The following is a 19,073-nucleotide window of genomic DNA, read 5'->3' as shown; positions in this document are numbered from 1 at the left end:
CTTTTCTCTTGAAAAATTTTGAAAAAATGGTATGATAGTAACAAGTTATTTTTAAGAGAAGAGAAAGGGGAACAATGGAGAAAATCAGTTTAGAATCTCCTAAGACGGGGTCGGACCTAGTTTTGGAAACACTTCGTGATTTAGGAATTGATACCATCTTTGGTTATCCTGGTGGTGCGGTCTTGCCTTTTTATGATGCGATATATAATTTTAAAGGCATTCGCCACATTCTAGGACGCCATGAGCAAGGTTGTTTGCATGAAGCTGAAGGTTATGCCAAATCAACTGGAAAGTTGGGTGTTGCTGTCGTCACTAGCGGACCAGGAGCAACAAATGCCATTACAGGGATTGCAGATGCCATGAGCGATAGCGTTCCCCTTTTGGTCTTTACAGGTCAGGTGGCGCGAGCAGGGATTGGGAAGGATGCCTTTCAGGAGGCAGACATTGTGGGAATTACCATGCCAATCACTAAGTACAATTACCAAGTTCGTGAGACAGCTGATATCCCTCGAATCATTACGGAAGCTGTCCATATCGCAACTACAGGTCGACCAGGGCCAGTTGTCATTGACCTACCTAAAGACGTATCTGCTTTAGAAACAGACTTCATTTATTCACCAGAAGTGAATCTACCAAGCTATCAGCCAACTCTTGAGCCAAATGATATGCAAATCAAGAAAATCTTGAAGCAATTATCCAAGGCTAAAAAGCCAGTCCTGTTAGCTGGTGGTGGAATTAGTTATGCTGAGGCTGCGGCAGAATTAAATGAATTTGCAGAACGTTACCAAATTCCAGTGGTAACTAGTCTCTTAGGGCAAGGTACGATTGCAACGAGTCATCCACTCTTCCTTGGAATGGGAGGCATGCACGGGTCATTCGCAGCTAATATTGCCATGACGGAAGCGGACTTTATGATTAGTATTGGTTGTCGTTTCGATGACCGCTTGACGGGGAATCCTAAGACTTTCGCTAAGAATGCTAAGGTTGCTCACATTGATATTGATCCAGCCGAGATTGGCAAGATTATCAGTGCAGATATTCCTGTAGTTGGAGATGCTAAGAAAGCCTTGCAAATGTTGTTGGCGGAACCAACCGTTCATAACAATACTGAGAAATGGATTGAAAAAGTCACTAAGGACAAGAACCGCGTTCGTTCTTATGACAAGAAAGAACGTGTGGTTCAACCTCAGGCTGTTATTGAACGAATTGGTGAATTGACGAATGGAGATGCCATTGTGGTAACAGACGTTGGTCAACACCAAATGTGGACAGCCCAGTATTATCCCTACCAAAATGAACGTCAGTTAGTGACTTCAGGTGGTTTAGGAACCATGGGATTTGGAATTCCAGCAGCAATTGGAGCTAAAATTGCTAACCCAGATAAGGAAGTAGTCTTGTTTGTTGGGGATGGTGGTTTCCAAATGACTAACCAGGAATTGGCTATTTTGAACATTTACAAGGTGCCAATCAAGGTGGTTATGCTGAACAACCACTCACTTGGAATGGTTCGCCAATGGCAGGAATCCTTCTATGAAGGCAGAACATCTGAGTCAGTCTTTGATACTCTTCCTGATTTCCAATTGATGGCACAAGCTTACGGTATTAAAAACTATAAGTTTGACAATCCTGAGACCTTGGCTCAAGACCTTGAAGTGATCACTGAGGATGTTCCTATGCTAATCGAGGTAGATATTTCTCGTAAGGAGCAGGTGTTACCAATGGTGCCAGCTGGTAAGAGCAATCATGAGATGTTGGGGGTGAAGTTCCATGCGTAGAATGTTAACAGCAAAACTACAAAATCGTTCAGGAGTCCTCAATCGCTTTACAGGTGTCCTATCTCGTCGTCAGGTTAATATCGAAAGCATCTCTGTTGGAGCAACAGAAGATCCGAATGTATCGCGTATCACCATTATTATTGATGTAGCTTCTCATGATGAAGTGGAGCAAATCATCAAGCAGCTCAATCGTCAAATTGATGTGATTCGCATTCGTGATATTACAGACAAGCCTCATTTGGAGCGCGAGGTGATTTTGGTTAAGATGTCAGCGCCAGCTGAGAAGCGAGCTGAGATTCTAGCAATTATTCAACCTTTCCGTGCAACAGTGGTAGACGTAGCGCCAAGCTCGATTACCATTCAGATGACAGGAAATGCTGAAAAGAGTGAAGCTCTATTACGAGTCATTCGACCATACGGTATTCGCAATATTGCTCGAACGGGTGCAACTGGATTTACCCGTGACTAAAAATCCAACTTAAATTTGTTAAACCAGCCTAAAAGGTAATAAATAATAGAAAAGAGAGAAAAACTATGGCAGTTCAAATGGAATACGAAAAAGATGTTAAAGTAGCAGCACTTGACGGTAAAAAAATCGCCGTTATCGGTTATGGTTCACAAGGACATGCGCATGCTCAAAACTTGCGTGACTCAGGTCGCGATGTCATCATCGGTGTACGTCCAGGTAAATCTTTTGATAAAGCAAAAGAAGATGGATTTGACACTTACACAGTAGCAGAAGCAACTAAATTGGCTGATGTTATCATGATTTTGGCACCAGACGAAATCCAACAAGAATTGTACGAAGCAGAAATCGCTCCAAACTTGGAAGCTGGAAATGCCGTTGGATTTGCTCATGGTTTCAACATCCACTTTGAGTTTATCAAAGTTCCTGCAGATGTAGATGTCTTTATGTGTGCTCCTAAAGGACCAGGACACTTGGTGCGTCGTACTTATGAAGAAGGATTTGGTGTTCCAGCTCTTTATGCAGTATATCAAGATGCAACAGGAAATGCTAAAAACATTGCTATGGACTGGTGTAAAGGTGTTGGAGCAGCTCGTGTAGGTCTTCTTGAAACAACATACAAAGAAGAAACTGAAGAAGATTTGTTTGGTGAACAAGCTGTACTTTGTGGTGGTTTGACTGCCCTTATCGAAGCAGGTTTCGAAGTCTTGACAGAAGCAGGATATGCTCCAGAATTGGCTTACTTTGAAGTTCTTCACGAAATGAAATTGATCGTTGACTTGATTTACGAAGGTGGATTCAAGAAAATGCGTCAATCAATTTCAAACACTGCTGAATATGGTGACTATGTATCAGGTCCACGTGTAATCACTGAACAAGTTAAAGAAAATATGAAGGCTGTCTTGGCAGACATCCAAAATGGTAAATTTGCAAATGACTTTGTAAATGACTATAAAGCTGGACGTCCAAAATTGACTGCTTACCGTGAACAAGCAGCTAACCTTGAAATTGAAAAAGTTGGAGCAGAATTGCGTAAAGCAATGCCATTCGTTGGTAAAAACGACGATGATGCATTTAAAATCTATAACTAATTAGAGAGCAAAGGATTTTGAGAAAACTTTAGCTTCAGCTATTCGTGGGATATTAGATGTACTTATTTAGGGGTTGAAATCATATGAATATTACCAATTTGTTTTCTATCAAGACAGGATGTGATGAAACTGATAGGCAACTGCAAAAATTATTTTTTCAGTTGGATTTACAATTGGGAGAATTGACAGATCAACTAAGAAAATTAGATTCTAATTTTGTTCCTCGTAGTCAATTTGTAGACACGCTGGATTTAAATGATGTAGAATATAAAGAAATTTTAAACTATTTTATCTTCCATCGTAATGATAGTGAAGAAAGTTTGGCAGAATGGTTATATGATTGGATTTCCACAAATCGTTATGAACTTCCTAAAGAGTTTTCGATTCGTATGGCTCATAAATATCATGAAAGTGTTGCTGAAGTTTTTGGAGATGAATAACTAAAAAAACAGTCATTAGTGACTGTTTTTTATAGAAAAAGAGGTTTTATATGTTAAGTTCAAAAGATATCATCAAGGCTCACAAGGTCTTGAACGGTGTGGTTGTGAATACACCGCTTGATTATGACCATTATTTATCGGAGAAGTATGGTGCTAAGATTTATTTGAAAAAGGAAAATGCCCAACGTGTTCGTTCCTTTAAAATTCGTGGTGCCTATTATGCTATTTCTCAGCTCAGCAAGGAAGAGCGTGAACGTGGGGTAGTCTGTGCCTCTGCGGGAAATCATGCGCAGGGAGTAGCCTATACTTGTAATGAGATGAAAATTCCTGCTACTATTTTTATGCCCATTACCACTCCGCAACAAAAGATTGGTCAGGTTCGCTTTTTTGGTGGGGATTTTGTAACTATTAAACTAGTTGGAGATACCTTTGATGCCTCAGCCAAAGCAGCTCAAGAATTTACAGTCTCTGAAAATCGTACCTTTATTGATCCCTTTGATGATGCTCATGTTCAGGCAGGTCAAGGAACCGTTGCTTATGAGATTTTAGAAGAAGCTCGAAAAGAATCGATTGATTTTGATGCTGTCTTGGTTCCTGTTGGTGGTGGCGGTCTCATTGCCGGGGTTTCTACCTATATCAAGGAAACAAGTCCAGAAATTGAAGTCATCGGAGTAGAGGCGAATGGGGCACGTTCCATGAAAGCTGCCTTTGAAGCTGGTGGACCTGTTAAGCTCAAGGAAATTGACAAATTTGCGGATGGGATTGCTGTGCAAAAGGTAGGACAGTTGACCTATGAAGCAACTCGTCAACATGTTCAAACCTTAGTAGGTGTTGATGAGGGATTGATTTCTGAAACCTTGATTGACCTCTACTCTAAGCAAGGAATTGTTGCAGAACCTGCTGGAGCGGCTAGTATTGCTTCTTTAGAAGTTTTAGCTGAATATATCAAGGGGAAAACCATTTGTTGTATCATTTCTGGAGGAAATAATGATATCAACCGTATGCCAGAAATGGAAGAGCGTGCCTTGATTTATGATGGGATCAAGCATTACTTTGTGGTCAATTTTCCACAGCGTCCAGGAGCATTGCGTGAATTTGTAAATGATATCCTGGGGCCAAATGATGATATCACACGTTTTGAGTATATCAAGCGAGCTAGCAAGGGGACAGGGCCTGTATTGATTGGAATCGCTTTGGCAGATAAGCATGATTATGCAGGATTGATTCGTCGAATGGAAGGTTTTGATCCGGCTTATATTAATTTAAATGGTAATGAAACCCTTTATAATATGCTTGTCTGAGGACTAATAAAAAAATATCATATTATTTGCACAACTGATGTATAGGTGCTATAATGAAGATGAAGAAAGGGGGCGATTCCTATGGTTTTAGGAAGCTTATCGTGCAATTCTTACTTCTGTTCATTATAGCACTTATGATGTTTGGCTCAGATTTCCATCCTTCATTTTGATTTCCCATCTATTTTGAAAAGTAAACTCACACGGTCTTTAAGATGTGATTTGCTTTCTTTTTGCTGACAAATATACCATATTAAAAGGATATATGAGTAACTGACTGAGCTTATCTGTCTTGTCATCTTTATTAAGGATGGTTTAGAGAATCGGGTGTTTGGTTTTAGGTTAGCACCTCAATATCCAAATGAGTGATGAATTTGAAGAATATAAGGAATGGCTATCTATCAGATGATTTCTTGAGGAAGAAAGATAGGAGTTTTGAGCTAGTGAATGCTTGGATTTCTAAAGGTTAGGATTGTCATATTCAGTTATTAAATCGAAGAAATAAGCTATCTTACGGAAATAGGGAAGCATTTTTTTAAAAGCTTGAATAATTTTGCACCTCAAGAGGGTAATAATACAATATTTTTATTAGCAAATATTTATGGTGTAGAGGCTAGCAAAACCTATATATTATCGGCTTTAAAAAGGAAGTAAGAAAATTCTGAACTAATTATTTTCGTTGAATATATGTTTTTTTATTGACAAAAGTAGTAAAAACGTATACAATTAAATATTGTAAAGAAGAAAATAGGAGAAAAACATGGCTAAGTCAAACTTTGAAAAAGTAGAATCAGTTGTTGGCTGGGTTCGTGATAAGAAAATCACAGGCTACCGTATCTCTAAAGAAACGAATGCGCGTGAAATGTCTATCATTGCTCTGGCGCAGGGTCGTGCAAAAGTAAAAAATATTTCATTTGAAACAGCCCTAGGCCTAATTGATTTCTATGAAAAAAATCATGAAAAATTTGAAGATTAATCTTTGGATAACGGCGGATTCTTGACCCTCAAGTAGTAGAGATAGAGAATCTGCCTTTTCATTTTGGACAGCAAAAAGACTGCACGGTTGATGCAGCCTTTTCTTTTTATTTAAGATAGCGTTGAAGGAATTCTTTTGTACGGTCTTCTTTAGGATTGGTGAAGAGGTCTTCTGGTTTGCCTTCTTCAGCAATCACACCTTTATCCATAAAGATAACACGGTGAGAGACATCACGGGCGAATTCCATTTCGTGAGTTACAACAATCATGGTCAAGCCTTCTTGAGCCAGGTCCTGCATGATTTTGAGGACTTCTCCAACCATTTCTGGATCGAGAGCGGATGTTGGTTCATCAAAGAGAATGGCATCCGGATTCATGGAGAGGGCACGAGCGATGGCCACACGTTGTTTTTGACCACCTGAGAGTTGTTTTGGTTTCGCTTGCCAGTAGCGTTCTCCCATGCCGACCTTTTCCAGGTTTTCTTTGGCAATCTTTTCAGCTTCTGTACGTTCGCGTTTAAGGACAGTCGTCTGAGCGACAATTGTGTTTTCAAGCACGTTGAGATTTTCAAAGAGGTTAAAGGATTGGAACACCATCCCCAACTTTTCACGGTATTGCGTGAGGTCATAGCCTTTTTCGAGGACGTTTTGTCCATGATAAAGGATTTGTCCATCAGTTGGCGTTTCAAGTAGGTTAATGGAGCGTAGGAAGGTTGATTTTCCGCTTCCAGAGCTTCCGATGATAGAGATAACTTCTCCCTTGTGGACAGTGAGAGAAATATCTTTTAACACTTCGTTTTGGCCATAGGATTTTTTGAGGTGTTTAATTTCAAGGATTGCTTGGGTCATTATTTTAAATCCTCCGTTTGCATTTGGTTAGCACCTGTAGTATAGGTATCCATGTCCATGCGGCGTTCGATGAAGCGTAGGATACGTGTTACGGTGAAGGTGAGGACAAAGTAAATCACGGCGATGATTGTAAATGTCTGGAAGTATTGATAGGTTTGTGTTGCCACGGTATTTCCTGAGAAATAAAGTTCGACAACAGAGATAACGTTCAATACAGATGTATCTTTGATATTGATGACAAATTCATTACCAGTTGCTGGTAGGATATTGCGAACAACCTGAGGTAGGACAATCTTACGCATGGTTTGGTTATGAGTCATACCAAGAGCAGTCGCAGCTTCAAATTGTCCCTTGTCAACTGCCAGAATACCACCACGTACTATTTCAGTCATGTAGGCACCAGTGTTGATTGAAACGATGAAGATAGCAGCCAGTGTGCGGTCAAGGTTGATACCGAAAGCTTGGGCAGTTCCATAGTAGATAACCATTGATTGAACGATCATTGGTGTACCACGGAAAATTTCAATGTAGACATTGAGGATCCAGCCGACTAGTTTTTGTAGGCCATAAATGGCTTTATTCTCAGATAGAGGAGCAGTACGGAAGACACCAATGGCAAGGCCGATAATGAGACCTATGATGGTTCCGACGATAGAGATTAAAAGAGTGATACCAGCACCACGCAAGAGTTGTTGCCAGTTTTCAGAAAGAATTTTAGTGACTTGGCTAAAGAAACTACTGCTAGTCTCTTCAGTTGTTGTAGCTTCGGCAGGTTGTTCCTTGATCATACGATCCATCAAGGCAACTTGGTCGTCTTTTGAAATGGTTTCAATGCTGGCATTGATTTGGCTAATACGATTGTCATCTTTACGAAGTCCAATGGCGATAGCTGTATCTTCTTCCCCAGTTTTGAAACCTGGTTCTACTTGGACCATCTTAAACTTAGAGTTCGCAGCTTCGGCAGTCAGTGCTTCTGGGCGTTCAGAAACATAGGCATCAATGACACCAGCCTCAAGAGCTTGGCGCATTTGAGCGAAGTCTCCCATGGCAGTTTCTTTTTTAGCACCTGGGATTTGTGCAATCAAATCATAAAGGTAGACCCCTTGTTGAGAAGTGATTTTTGCACCGTTAAAGTCATCTAAAGATTTAGCATTTGCGTAGGCAGAATCTTTTTTGACCAGTAGAACTGGTTCGCTAGTGTAGTAACTGCTCGAAAAGGCAATTTCTTGTTTACGCTCGGCAGTAGGACTCATACCTGCGATAATCATGTCAATCTTACCAGAAGTAAGGGCAGGAACTAGACCTTCCCACTTTGTTTTAACAACCAAAGGTTCTTTACCTAAGTCCTTAGCGATTTTCTTGGCAATTTGGACATCGTATCCGTTAGCATACTGGTTAGTCCCATCGATTTTGACAGCCCCATTGCTATCATCGTCCTGGGTCCAGTTAAAGGGAGCATATGCTGCTTCCATCCCGATGCGTAAATATTCATCGGCTTGAGCAACATTGACAAGTCCCAGCATCAGCAAGAGACTTGTGAAAATAGATAAGTATATTTTTCTCATGATTTCTCCTATTTCTAATCTATTAAAAAATAACTGTCTCCTATTTTATCGAAAAAAACTCTATTTTTCAATATAGGTAAGCCCTTACTTGAGAAAAAATGATATAATGATAGCAAAGATAAAAAGGGGGCTTAGTTGATGAAAAAAACTTTTTTCTTACTGATGTTTGGCTTGTTTTGCCTTCTGCCACTTTCTGTTTTCGCCATTGATTTCAAGATAAACTCTTATCAAGGTGATTTGTATATTCATGCAGATAATACGGCAGAATTTAGACAGAAGATAGTTTACCAGTTTGAGGAGGACTTTAAGGGCCAAATCGTGGGACTTGGACGTGCAGGCAAGATGCCTAGTGGATTTGACATTGATCCTCACCCAAAGGTTCAGGCTGCGAAAAACGGTGCAGAACTGACAGATGTTACGAGCGAAGTGACAGAAGGAGCAGATGGTTATACTGTGAAAGTCTACAATCCAGGTCAGGAGGGCGACATAGTTGAAGTTGACCTTACATGGAACTTAAAAAATTTGCTTTTCCTATATGATGACATCGCTGAATTAAATTGGCAACCTTTAACAGATAGCTCAGGGGCTATTGGCAAGTTTGAATTTCATGTAAGGGGAGACAAGGGGGCTGGAAAACTCTTTTTCCATACAGGGAAACTTTTTAGAGAGGGAACGGTTGAAAAGAGTAACCTTAATTATACTATCCGTTTAGACAATCTTCCGGCTAAGCGTGGAGTTGAGTTGCATGCCTATTGGCCTCGAACTGATTTTGCTAGCGCTAGGGATCAGGGCTTGAAAGGGAATCGTTTAGAAGAATTTAATAAGGTAGAAGACTCGATTGTTAAAGAAAAAGAGCAAAGTAAACAACTCGTTACGTGGGTGTTTCCTTCGATCCTTTCCATCTCCTTGTTATTGAGTGTCTGCTTCTATTTTATTTATAGAAGAAAGACCACTCCTTCAGTCAAATATGCCAAAAATCATCGTCTCTATGAACCACCAATGGAATTAGAGCCTATGGTTTTATCGGAGGCTGTCTACTCGACTTCCTTGGAGGAGGTGAGTCCCTTGGTCAAGGGAGCTGGAAAATTCACCTTTGATCAACTTATTCAAGCTACCTTGCTAGATGTGATAGACCGTGGGAATGTCTCTATCATTTCAGAAGGAGATGCAGTTGGCTTGAGGCTGGTGAAAGAAGATGGTTTGTCAAGCTTTGAGAGAGACTGTCTAAATCTGGCCTTTTCAGGCAAAAAAGAAGAAACTCTTTCCAACTTGTTTGCGGATTACAAGGTATCTGATAGTCTTTATCGTAGAGCAAAAGTCTCTGATGAAAAACGGATTCAAGCAAAGGGGCGTCAGCTCAAATCTTCTTTTGAAGAAGTATTGAACCAGATGCAAGAAGGAGTGAGAAGTCGAGTTTCCTTCTGGGGGCTCCCAGATTATTATCGTCCTTTAACTGGTGGGGAAAAGGCCTTGCAAGTGGGTATGGGGGTCTTGACTATCTTGCCCCTATTTATCGGATTTGGTTTGTTCTTGTACAGTTTGGATGTTTATGGCTATCTTTACCTCCTCTTGCCAATACTTGGTATTCTAGGTTTGGTGTTGGCTGTTTTCTATTATTGGAAGCTTCGACTAAATAATCGTGATGGCGTTCTAAATGAAGCAGGAGCAGAAGTCTACTATCTCTGGACCAGTTTTGAAAATATGTTGCGTGAGATTGCACGATTGGATCAGGCAGAGTTGGAAAGTATTGTAGTCTGGAATCGCCTCTTGGTCTATGCGACCCTATTTGGCTATGCGGACAAGGTTAGTCATTTGATGAAGGTTCACCATATTCAAGTGGAAAATCCAGATATCAATCTTTATGTAGCTTATGGCTGGCATAGTATGTTTTATCATTCAAGCGCGCAAATGAGCCATTATGCCAGCATCGCAAATACAGCAAGTACCTACTCCGTATCTTCTGGAAGTGGAAGTTCTGGCGGTGGCTTCTCTGGAGGCGGAGGTGGCGGCAGTATCGGAGCCTTTTAAAGAGAACTGCCATAGACTGAAAAAGTATGCTATAATGGAAGATAGAAAAAAGGAGTAATCTATGTATCTTATTGAAATTTTAAAATCTATCTTCTTCGGAATTGTTGAAGGAATTACAGAATGGTTGCCGATTTCCAGTACAGGTCACTTGATTTTAGCAGAGGAATTTATCCAATACCAAAATCAAAATGAAGCCTTTATGTCCATGTTTAATGTCGTGATTCAACTTGGTGCTATTTTAGCAGTCATGGTGATTTACTTTAATAAACTAAATCCCTTTAAACCGACTAAGGACAAACAGGAAGTTCGTAAGACTTGGAGACTATGGTTGAAGGTCTTGATTGCGACCTTGCCTTTGCTTGGCGTCTTTAAATTTGATGATTGGTTTGATACCCACTTCCATAACATGGTTTCTGTTGCTCTCATGTTGATTATCTACGGGATTGCCTTTATCTATTTGGAAAAGCGCAATAAAGCGCGTGCTATCGAGCCAAGTGTAACAGAGTTGGACAAGCTTCCTTATACGACAGCCTTCTATATCGGTCTCTTCCAAGTTCTTGCCCTTTTACCAGGAACTAGCCGTTCAGGTGCAACGATTGTCGGTGGTTTGTTAAATGGAACCAGTCGTTCAGTTGTGACAGAATTTACCTTCTATCTAGGGATTCCTGTTATGTTTGGAGCTAGTGCATTAAAGATTTTCAAATTTTTGAAAGCAGGACAGCTCTTGAGCTTTGGACAATTGTTCTTGCTCTTGGTTGCGATGGGAGTAGCTTTTGCGGTCAGCATGGTGGCTATTCGTTTCTTGACAAGTTATGTGAAAAAACACGACTTTACCCTTTTCGGTAAATACCGCATCGTGCTTGGTAGTGTTTTGCTACTTTATAGCTTTGTCCGTTTATTTGTATAAGAAAAACCTTGAAGGGGCAACTCTTCAAGGTTTTAAAATCCAGTCACGGTAATCCCCAGCAGGCGGACACCTCTTTCTTTCTCGCTTAACTCTTCATAGAGTTGCAGGGCTATTTGGCTTATCTGACTAGCATCCTGTGTTTTTTGAGCAAGACTTTTTCGTTTGGTAAGAGTTGAAAAGTCCTCGTAGCGGATTTTCAAAATAACAATTTTTCCAGCTTTTTCTTGCTGATTGAGATTGAGAGCGACTCTTTCTGATAGAAGAGTCAGCTCTTTTTTGATGTCTTCCTCAGCACGGAGAATCTTCCCATAGGTTTTCTCCTTTCCGATTGATTTACGGATGCGATTGGATTTGACGGGGGAATTGTGAATACCACGAGCCTTTCGATACAGGTCATAGCCCAGTCTGCCAAAGCGGTCTATTAGGGTCACTTCAGGAACTTCAAGTAGGTCAGCGCCAGTAAAAACACCCATGTGATGAAGCCGTTCCACCGTCTTTTTTCCTACTCCATGAAACTTGGAAATATCCATTTGTTTGAGAAAGTCCTCAGCCTGGTCAGGTAGAATTACTGTCAAACCATGTGGTTTTTGATAATCACTAGCCATCTTAGCTAAGAATTTGTTGTAGGAAACACCTGCGGAAGCAGTTAGATGGAGTTCTTGCCAGATATCCGCTTGAATGAGGCGAGCGATTTTGACCGCTGACTTAATCCCAAGTTTATTTTCTGTCACATCCAAATAGGCTTCATCAATGCTCATGGGTTCAATCAAATCTGTATAGCGCTTAAAGATAGCTCGAATCTGGAGTCCCACAGTCTTGTATTTTTCATAATTCCCTGAGATGAAGACGGCTTGGGGACAACGTTCATAGGCTTCTTTAGAACTCATAGCAGAATGGACACCAAAAGCTCGCGCCTCATAGCTACAAGTGGAAACGACACCACGCCCACCTGTTTGCCGAGGGTCACTGCCGATAATGACAGGTTTTCCTCTGAGTTTAGGATTATCCCTGATTTCCACCGCAGCAAAAAAGGCATCCATGTCAATATGGATGATTTTTCTTGACAAATCATTTAACAAAGGAAAAATCAACATGCCTAGCACCTTTTTACCGCTTATTTTCTTTTATTATACCCTTTTTTCTGAAAAAAAGAAAAAAGGACTTTCTTTTTTCAAAAATATAATACAGTTTGAAATAAAATGTAGACTGTTTTAGAAAAGAAAGTGTAAAAATAGGGAATTTTCACTTGTTGAAATCGGTTACTGTATGGTATACTTGACTCATGAATGTAACAGATGGTTGTTACTAGAAAGAAAAAAGAGGACATTAACATGGTTGTTAAAACAGTTGTTGAAGCACAAGATATTTTTGACAAAGCTTGGGAAGGCTTCAAAGGCGTAGATTGGAAAGAAAAAGCAAGTGTATCACGCTTTGTACAAGCTAACTACACACCTTACGATGGAGACGAAAGCTTCCTCGCAGGACCAACAGAACGTTCACTTCACATCAAAAAAATTGTAGAAGAAACTAAGGCTCACTACGAAGAAACTCGTTTCCCAATGGACACTCGTCCAACATCTATTGCTGACATTCCAGCAGGATTTATTGATAAAGAAAATGAAGTTATCTTCGGTATCCAAAACGATGAACTCTTCAAATTGAACTTCATGCCAAAAGGTGGTATCCGTATGGCTGAAACTACTTTGAAAGAAAATGGATACGAACCAGACCCAGCTGTTCACGAAATCTTCACTAAATATGTAACAACAGTTAACGACGGTATTTTCCGTGCCTACACTTCAAATATCCGTCGCGCTCGTCACGCTCACACTGTAACTGGTCTTCCAGATGCATACTCACGCGGACGTATCATCGGTGTTTACGCACGTCTTGCTCTTTACGGTGCAGACTACTTAATGCAAGAAAAAGTAAACGACTGGAATGCAATCGAAGAAATCGATGAAGAAACAATCCGTCTTCGTGAAGAAATCAACCTTCAATACCAAGCATTGCAACAAGTTGTTCGCTTGGGTGACCTTTACGGAGTTGACGTTCGCAAACCAGCGATGAACGTTAAAGAAGCCATCCAATGGGTTAACATCGCCTTCATGTCTGTCTGCCGTGTTATCAACGGTGCTGCTACATCTCTAGGTCGTGTGCCAATCGTATTGGACATCTTTGCAGAACGTGACCTTGCTCGTGGTACATTTACTGAATCAGAAATCCAAGAATTCGTTGATGATTTCGTTATGAAACTTCGTACAGTTAAATTTGCTCGTACAAAAGCTTACGACCAATTGTACTCAGGTGACCCAACCTTCATCACAACTTCTATGGCTGGTATGGGTAACGACGGTCGTCACCGTGTTACTAAGATGGACTACCGTTTCTTGAACACTCTTGACAACATCGGTAACTCTCCAGAACCAAACTTGACAGTTCTTTGGACTGACAAATTGCCATACAACTTCCGTCGCTACTGTATGCACATGAGCCACAAACACTCTTCTATCCAATACGAAGGTGTAACAACAATGGCTAAAGACGGATATGGTGAAATGAGCTGTATCTCATGCTGTGTGTCTCCACTTGACCCAGAAAATGAAGAACAACGCCACAACATCCAGTACTTCGGTGCGCGTGTAAATGTATTGAAAGCCCTTCTTACTGGTTTGAACGGTGGTTACGACGATGTTCACAAAGACTACAAAGTATTTGACATCGAACCAATCCGTGACGAAGTTCTTGAATTTGAATCAGTTAAAGCTAACTTTGAAAAATCTCTTGACTGGTTGACTGACACTTACGTAGATGCTTTGAACATCATCCACTACATGACTGATAAGTACAACTACGAAGCTGTTCAAATGGCCTTCTTGCCAACTAAACAACGTGCCAACATGGGATTCGGTATCTGTGGATTTGCCAACACTGTTGATACATTGTCAGCCATCAAATACGCTACAGTTAAACCAATCCGTGATGAAAATGGCTACATCTACGATTACGAAACAATCGGTGAATACCCACGTTGGGGTGAAGATGACCCACGTTCAAACGAATTGGCAGAATGGTTGATCGAAGCTTACACAACTCGTCTACGTAGCCACAAACTTTACAAAGACGCAGAAGCTACAGTTTCACTTTTGACTATCACATCTAACGTTGCTTACTCTAAACAAACTGGTAACTCACCAGTCCACAAAGGTGTATACCTCAACGAAGATGGTTCTGTGAACTTGTCTAAACTTGAATTCTTCTCACCAGGTGCTAACCCATCTAATAAAGCTAAAGGTGGATGGTTGCAAAACTTGAACTCACTTTCTAGTCTTGACTTTAGTTATGCAGCTGATGGTATCTCATTGACTACACAAGTATCACCTCGCGCTCTTGGTAAGACTCGTGACGAACAAGTTGATAACTTGGTAACAATCCTTGATGGTTACTTCGAAAACGGTGGACAACACGTTAACTTGAACGTTATGGACTTGAACGATGTTTACGAAAAGATTATGTCTGGTGAAGATGTTATCGTACGTATCTCTGGATACTGTGTAAACACTAAATACCTCACACCAGAACAAAAAACTGAATTGACACAACGTGTCTTCCACGAAGTTCTTTCAATGGATGATGCCTTGGATGCGTTGAGCTAATCAAGTTCTTGAATAATGAAATAAGGAACCCTCGATCAGTCGACTGAGGGTTTTTGGATTCTTAAATATTTTAAGTCAGGATCTGAAGTGTCTCGCTTGGTTTAAAAAGAGAGTTAGTTGGGGGTGAGAGATCATCAGAAATAAAAACACCACACTTTGTAAGGAAACAAGGTGTGGTTGTATTTTATCTCTTAGACCAAGTTCTCTTCATAAAGAGAAGGAGGATTGGATAAATCTCCAAGCGCCCTGCAATCATTGCAAAGGAGAGGAGAATTTTTGAGATAGGACTAAAGATTGAGAAACTAGAAGTGGTTCCTAGAATAGGCCCGATATTATTGAAACAGCTAAAGACAGCACTGGTTACAACCAGAAAATCATTGCTATCTAGGCTGACAATAAAGATAAGTGCTAGTAAAATCATAGAATAGATGACAAAGTACTTGAGAATCTTATGCTGGGTATCTTTGTCAATCACAGTTTTATTAACATGGAGGGTCAAAACACGGTGGGGCGATAGGATTGACAAAATTTGATTTTTGGCAATTTTTGAAAGGATGAGGCCTCGAATAACTTTGAGTCCACCTGCGGTTGAACCAGCAGAGCCACCGATTGCCATGAGGAAGAGGAGGATAAACTGGGAGAAGAGGGGCCAGTTGGTAATGTCTCCGTAACCAAAACCAGTCGTTGTAATGATGTTGGAAACCTGGAAGAAGGCCATTTCAAAACTCTTTGAAAATCCTGGATAGAGATAGAGGGTATTGAGGCTAATCAAGCCTGTAGAAACCAGCACGATGATCAAGTAAGCACGAAGTTCTTCATCTCCAAAGAAGGCCTTGACGCGACGGAGCATAAGGTAGTAGTAGAGATTGAAATTTACCCCAAAAACCAAAACTCCGATACTAACCAGATAGGTAATCAGTGAGCTACCATAGTGAGCAATCCCGTCGTTATAGACGGTAAATCCTCCTGTACCTGCTGTTCCCATGGCAATGACAAAACTATCAAATAGGGGCATGCCAGCTAGATAATAGATGATGACAAAGAGGGAGAAGAGAGCTAGATAAAGGAGATAGAGAATCTGGGCAGTATTTTTGAGTTTGGATACAACCTTGCCAAAAACAGGGCCAGGAACCTCAGCCTTCATCACCTCTAGGTGGCTATTCTTGGCATTATCCATAATAGCAAGCGCAAAAACAAGCACCCCCATCCCTCCAATCAAGTGGGTAAAACTTCGCCAGAAGAGGAGGGAACGACTGAGAACCGAAACGTCGTTCAGAATAGTTGCTCCAGTAGTTGTAAAGCCAGAACTGATTTCAAAAAAGGCATCGATAACGCTGGGAATTTGTCTAGCAAAGACAAAGGGGAGACCGCCAAAGAAAGACCAAAGAATCCAGCAGAGGGCCACAATCAAGATTCCTTCCTTGGCATAAATCCGTTGATTTTTTGGTTTCTGCAAAATTCCTGAACCGCCTAGTAATACGAGAATCCCAATCGTTGTAAAGAGGGCTGTAAAGACTTGGCTCGATTCACGGTAATAGAGAGCGACAGTTACAGGAACCAAAAGAAGAACAGCTTCAATCAAAAGTAACTTTGAAAGGAGGTAACGAATCATACTTTTATTCATTTCTTACCTCGCGATCAAGTCATAAATCTTAGTGATGTTTGGCAACAAAGTTGTTACAAGGAGCTTGTCTCCAACTTCCAGCATATCCTCTCCAGTTGGGAAAATAGTCTTGCCCTTTCGAATGATGGCCGCAATAAGAACCCCTTTTTTCAGTTTGAGTTGAGAAAGAGGTTTGGCAGTCATTTTATTGGCTTCCTTGATATGGAATTGCAGGGTTTCGATTTGGCCATTGGCTAGATGGTGCATGGCTTGAAGGTCTGAATACTGGGCATTAACCCGACCACGAATAAAGTGCATAATCGTATCTACAGCGATACTTTTAGGTGTGATGATACTTGAAAAATCAGGCGCATTGATAATCTCGAGGAGACTGGTACGATTGACCTTGGTAATATTTTTCTGTACACCTACCCTGTCAAGGAACATAGAGGTAATCAGATTTTCCTCATCGACTCCTGTTAGAGTTGCAACGGCATCATAGTGTTGAGCACTTTCTTCCAGCAGGATATCTTTTGCAGTACCATCTCCTTGAACGATATGAAGATTTGGAAATTTCTCGCTAAAGAAGCTAGCGATTTCGGGATTGATTTCAATAACCTTGGTATCAATACGACTGTCTTTGAGGATACCTAGTAGATAATAGGCAATTCTACCTGCACCGACGATGAGAAGGCTCTTCACGGCACGAGACTTGAAATAATTATGGAAGAGCATCATGTCAACACGGTTACCAGTGACAAAGATTCTGTCTTTATCCTGTACAGTCATGTCACCACTTGGAATGATAATTTGATGATCCCTCTCTATAGCGCAGACAATAACATTGCCAAATTTTTTCCGAAAATCAGAAATGGGCATTTGGCAAAGACCACTGGAGGATTTAACAGTGAATTCCATCAAGCTGACCCGTCCACCAAAGAAACGTTCGACAGAGAGGGCGTTGGGGAAGTCAATGATATTCGCGATAGCGCGGGCAGCCAAGAGCTCAGGGTTAACGATAAGAGAAAAACCGAGAATATTCTTTTCCTTGAAATAAGAGTTAGAATATTCAGGGTTTCGCACCCGAACGATAGTTTCTTTAGCTCCCATTTTCTTGGCTAGAACGGCTGCAATCATGTTCACTTCATCGTATTCAGTCAGGGCGATAAAGATATCACAATCCTGGACACTGGCTTGCTCAAGGATGGTAAAATCGGCCCCGTTACCAAGGATACCCATGATATCAAAGCGATTAACAATATGATTGAGAACAGCTTCGTCTTGCTCAATCAGCAAAACATCATGCTTTTCTGCAACCAAGGAGCGACAGAGGGCAAAACCAACTTTTCCCCCTCCGACAAGGATAATTTTCATATTAAAACCTACTTTTTCATGATGTAACTATCATACCTTTTTTCAAGAAAAAATGCACCTACTAGCTAATAACAAGTGCTTTTAGTAGGAAATTTGCTATAAGGTAAAACTATACCCTAATCAATTGAAATAGCTATTAGCACCTTTCTCTGAAATATGGTATGATAAAGGATATACAAGGAGATAAAATGAATAATAATTTACTGGTATTACAATCAGACTTTGGTCTGGTTGATGGTGCGGTATCGGCTATGATTGGAGTGGCTTTAGAAGAATCTCCAACCTTAAAAATTCATCATTTGACGCACGATATCACGCCATATAATATTTTTGAGGGGAGCTATCGTCTCTTTCAGACGGTGAATTACTGGCCTGAGGGAACGACTTTTGTATCGGTTGTCGATCCAGGTGTCGGCTCGAAACGTAAGAGTGTGGTTGCCAAGACTGCAAAAAATCAATACATTGTCACGCCAGACAATGGGACGCTTTCTTTTATCAAGAAACACGTTGGCATTGTAGCTATTCGTGAAATTTCTGAAGTGGCCAATAGACGTCAAAATACAGAGCATTCTTATACCTTCCACGGTCGTGATGTTTATGCCTATACTGGTGCTAAACTGGCCAGTGGTCACATTTCTTTTGAGGAAGTGGGACCAGAGCTCAGTGTGGACCATATTGTGGAGCTTCCAGTCGTAGAGACCATTATTGAAGATCATCTGGTGAAGGGAGCCATTGATATTCTAGATGTGCGTTTTGGTTCGCTTTGGACCTCTATCACGCGAGAAGAATTTTACAAGCTGGAACCAGCATTCGGTGATCGTTTTGAAGTGACCATCTATCATGCAGATATGCTGGTCTATCAAAATCAGGTTGTCTATGGCAAATCATTTGCAGATGTGAGAATTGGGCAACCCATCCTTTACATCAACTCCCTCTATCGTTTAGGTCTGGCTATCAACCAAGGTTCCTTTGCCAAGGCCTATAATGTAGGTGTCGGTTCATCTTGGACCATTGAAATAAAGAAAATAGAATCATAAAATAGGAGAA

At 40.8% G+C, this 19,073-nt stretch carries 15 protein-coding genes and 1 pseudogene; 11 read left to right on the top strand and 5 right to left on the bottom strand.

What is annotated here, in order from left to right:
* The first annotated feature begins 74 nt into the window (after positions 1-74).
* The 7 genes and pseudogenes from HT732_RS01825 (at position 75) to HT732_RS01800 (ending at position 6,046) form a co-directional block, all read left to right on the top strand.
* Positions 75-1,775 carry an acetolactate synthase large subunit gene (locus tag HT732_RS01825; protein WP_000411735.1) on the top strand — a complete coding sequence of 567 codons (1,701 nt, stop codon included), beginning with the start codon at positions 75-77 and terminating at the stop codon, positions 1,773-1,775.
* On the top strand, positions 1,768-2,244 hold the full coding sequence (gene ilvN / locus HT732_RS01820; RefSeq protein ID WP_001253803.1) for an acetolactate synthase small subunit: 477 nt from the start codon (positions 1,768-1,770) through the stop codon (positions 2,242-2,244). The genes HT732_RS01825 and ilvN overlap by 8 nt, the downstream gene beginning before the upstream one ends.
* Positions 2,245-2,309: 65 nt before the next feature.
* Entirely contained in the window at positions 2,310-3,332 is a 1,023-nt protein-coding gene (gene ilvC, locus HT732_RS01815) for a ketol-acid reductoisomerase (RefSeq protein ID WP_000290683.1), read from the top strand.
* Positions 3,333-3,415: 83 nt separating this feature from the next.
* Positions 3,416-3,772 carry a hypothetical protein gene (locus HT732_RS01810; RefSeq protein WP_001027897.1) on the top strand — a complete coding sequence of 119 codons (357 nt, stop codon included), beginning with the start codon at positions 3,416-3,418 and terminating at the stop codon, positions 3,770-3,772.
* 50 nt (positions 3,773-3,822) lie between these two features.
* The gene (gene ilvA / locus HT732_RS01805) at positions 3,823-5,073 is read left to right on the top strand and encodes a threonine ammonia-lyase IlvA (protein WP_000952975.1); all 1,251 of its coding nucleotides are present in this window, start codon (positions 3,823-3,825) and stop codon (positions 5,071-5,073) included.
* 537 nt (positions 5,074-5,610) lie between these two features.
* Positions 5,611-5,724 (top strand): annotated as a pseudogene (locus HT732_RS10240) (SPFH domain-containing protein); the annotation flags it as partial.
* Positions 5,725-5,830: 106 nt separating this feature from the next.
* Positions 5,831-6,046 (top strand): hypothetical protein, encoded by a 216-nt coding sequence (locus HT732_RS01800; RefSeq protein ID WP_001130036.1) that lies wholly within the window; start codon positions 5,831-5,833, stop codon positions 6,044-6,046.
* Positions 6,047-6,152: 106 nt separating this feature from the next.
* Here HT732_RS01800 and HT732_RS01795 read toward each other — a convergent pair whose 3' ends face one another.
* Both HT732_RS01795 and HT732_RS01790 read right to left on the bottom strand, forming a co-directional pair.
* A complete protein-coding gene (locus HT732_RS01795; RefSeq protein WP_000189477.1) occupies positions 6,153-6,893 on the bottom strand; it encodes an amino acid ABC transporter ATP-binding protein in 741 nt (246 codons plus the stop codon).
* A complete protein-coding gene (locus tag HT732_RS01790) occupies positions 6,893-8,458 on the bottom strand; it encodes an ABC transporter substrate-binding protein/permease (RefSeq protein ID WP_050242205.1) in 1,566 nt (521 codons plus the stop codon). The genes HT732_RS01795 and HT732_RS01790 overlap by 1 nt, the downstream gene beginning before the upstream one ends.
* 138 nt (positions 8,459-8,596) lie before the next feature.
* On the opposite strand from HT732_RS01790, the gene HT732_RS01785 reads away from it, so the two are divergent.
* Positions 8,597-10,486, top strand: coding sequence for a DUF2207 domain-containing protein (locus tag HT732_RS01785; RefSeq protein ID WP_173253765.1), 1,890 nt, complete (start codon positions 8,597-8,599; stop codon positions 10,484-10,486).
* Positions 10,487-10,547: 61 nt separating this feature from the next.
* Complete coding sequence (locus HT732_RS01780; protein ID WP_050259682.1) at positions 10,548-11,393, top strand: undecaprenyl-diphosphate phosphatase; 846 nt, start codon at positions 10,548-10,550, stop codon at positions 11,391-11,393.
* Between the two features lie 32 nt (positions 11,394-11,425).
* On the opposite strand, the gene dinB is transcribed toward HT732_RS01780, so the two are convergent.
* On the bottom strand, positions 11,426-12,487 hold the full coding sequence (dinB, locus tag HT732_RS01775) for a DNA polymerase IV (RefSeq protein ID WP_173253764.1): 1,062 nt from the start codon (positions 12,485-12,487) through the stop codon (positions 11,426-11,428).
* A 237-nt stretch (positions 12,488-12,724) separates the two neighbouring features.
* Here dinB and pflB point away from each other — a divergent pair, with 237 nt between their 5' ends.
* A complete protein-coding gene (gene pflB / locus HT732_RS01770; protein WP_000260631.1) occupies positions 12,725-15,049 on the top strand; it encodes a formate C-acetyltransferase in 2,325 nt (774 codons plus the stop codon).
* A 184-nt stretch (positions 15,050-15,233) separates the two neighbouring features.
* On the opposite strand, the gene HT732_RS01765 is transcribed toward pflB, so the two are convergent.
* Both HT732_RS01765 and trkA read right to left on the bottom strand, forming a co-directional pair.
* Positions 15,234-16,673 carry a TrkH family potassium uptake protein gene (locus HT732_RS01765; RefSeq protein WP_173253763.1) on the bottom strand — a complete coding sequence of 480 codons (1,440 nt, stop codon included), beginning with the start codon at positions 16,671-16,673 and terminating at the stop codon, positions 15,234-15,236.
* A 3-nt stretch (positions 16,674-16,676) separates the two neighbouring features.
* Positions 16,677-18,026: a Trk system potassium transporter TrkA gene (trkA, locus tag HT732_RS01760; protein ID WP_112444427.1), complete on the bottom strand. Its 1,350-nt coding sequence runs from the start codon at positions 18,024-18,026 to the stop codon at positions 16,677-16,679.
* A 188-nt stretch (positions 18,027-18,214) separates the two neighbouring features.
* On the opposite strand from trkA, the gene HT732_RS01755 reads away from it, so the two are divergent.
* The gene (locus HT732_RS01755) at positions 18,215-19,063 is read left to right on the top strand and encodes an S-adenosyl-l-methionine hydroxide adenosyltransferase family protein (RefSeq protein WP_173253762.1); all 849 of its coding nucleotides are present in this window, start codon (positions 18,215-18,217) and stop codon (positions 19,061-19,063) included.
* Positions 19,064-19,073 lie beyond the last annotated feature (10 nt).

The sequence above is a fragment of the Streptococcus sp. 5346 genome, from assembly GCF_013277455.1.
GTDB lineage: Bacteria > Bacillota > Bacilli > Lactobacillales > Streptococcaceae > Streptococcus.
The sequence above is the reverse complement of the archived record's forward strand: the minus strand, read 5'-3'. Positions and strand labels throughout refer to the sequence as shown.

Excerpts from the sequence above, each read along its gene's own strand:
- HT732_RS01825 (WP_000411735.1), top strand. The coding sequence starts at position 75 with ATGGAGAAAATCAGTTTAGAATCTCCTAAGACGGGGTCGGACCTAGTT.
- ilvN (WP_001253803.1), top strand. The coding sequence starts at position 1,768 with ATGCGTAGAATGTTAACAGCAAAACTACAAAATCGTTCAGGAGTCCTC.
- ilvC (WP_000290683.1), top strand. The coding sequence starts at position 2,310 with ATGGCAGTTCAAATGGAATACGAAAAAGATGTTAAAGTAGCAGCACTT.
- HT732_RS01810 (WP_001027897.1), top strand. The coding sequence starts at position 3,416 with ATGAATATTACCAATTTGTTTTCTATCAAGACAGGATGTGATGAAACT.
- ilvA (WP_000952975.1), top strand. The coding sequence starts at position 3,823 with ATGTTAAGTTCAAAAGATATCATCAAGGCTCACAAGGTCTTGAACGGT.
- HT732_RS01800 (WP_001130036.1), top strand. The coding sequence starts at position 5,831 with ATGGCTAAGTCAAACTTTGAAAAAGTAGAATCAGTTGTTGGCTGGGTT.
- HT732_RS01795 (WP_000189477.1), bottom strand. The coding sequence starts at position 6,893 with ATGACCCAAGCAATCCTTGAAATTAAACACCTCAAAAAATCCTATGGC.
- HT732_RS01790 (WP_050242205.1), bottom strand. The coding sequence starts at position 8,458 with ATGAGAAAAATATACTTATCTATTTTCACAAGTCTCTTGCTGATGCTG.
- HT732_RS01785 (WP_173253765.1), top strand. The coding sequence starts at position 8,597 with ATGAAAAAAACTTTTTTCTTACTGATGTTTGGCTTGTTTTGCCTTCTG.
- HT732_RS01780 (WP_050259682.1), top strand. The coding sequence starts at position 10,548 with ATGTATCTTATTGAAATTTTAAAATCTATCTTCTTCGGAATTGTTGAA.
- dinB (WP_173253764.1), bottom strand. The coding sequence starts at position 12,487 with ATGTTGATTTTTCCTTTGTTAAATGATTTGTCAAGAAAAATCATCCAT.
- pflB (WP_000260631.1), top strand. The coding sequence starts at position 12,725 with ATGGTTGTTAAAACAGTTGTTGAAGCACAAGATATTTTTGACAAAGCT.
- HT732_RS01765 (WP_173253763.1), bottom strand. The coding sequence starts at position 16,673 with ATGAATAAAAGTATGATTCGTTACCTCCTTTCAAAGTTACTTTTGATT.
- trkA (WP_112444427.1), bottom strand. The coding sequence starts at position 18,026 with ATGAAAATTATCCTTGTCGGAGGGGGAAAAGTTGGTTTTGCCCTCTGT.
- HT732_RS01755 (WP_173253762.1), top strand. The coding sequence starts at position 18,215 with ATGAATAATAATTTACTGGTATTACAATCAGACTTTGGTCTGGTTGAT.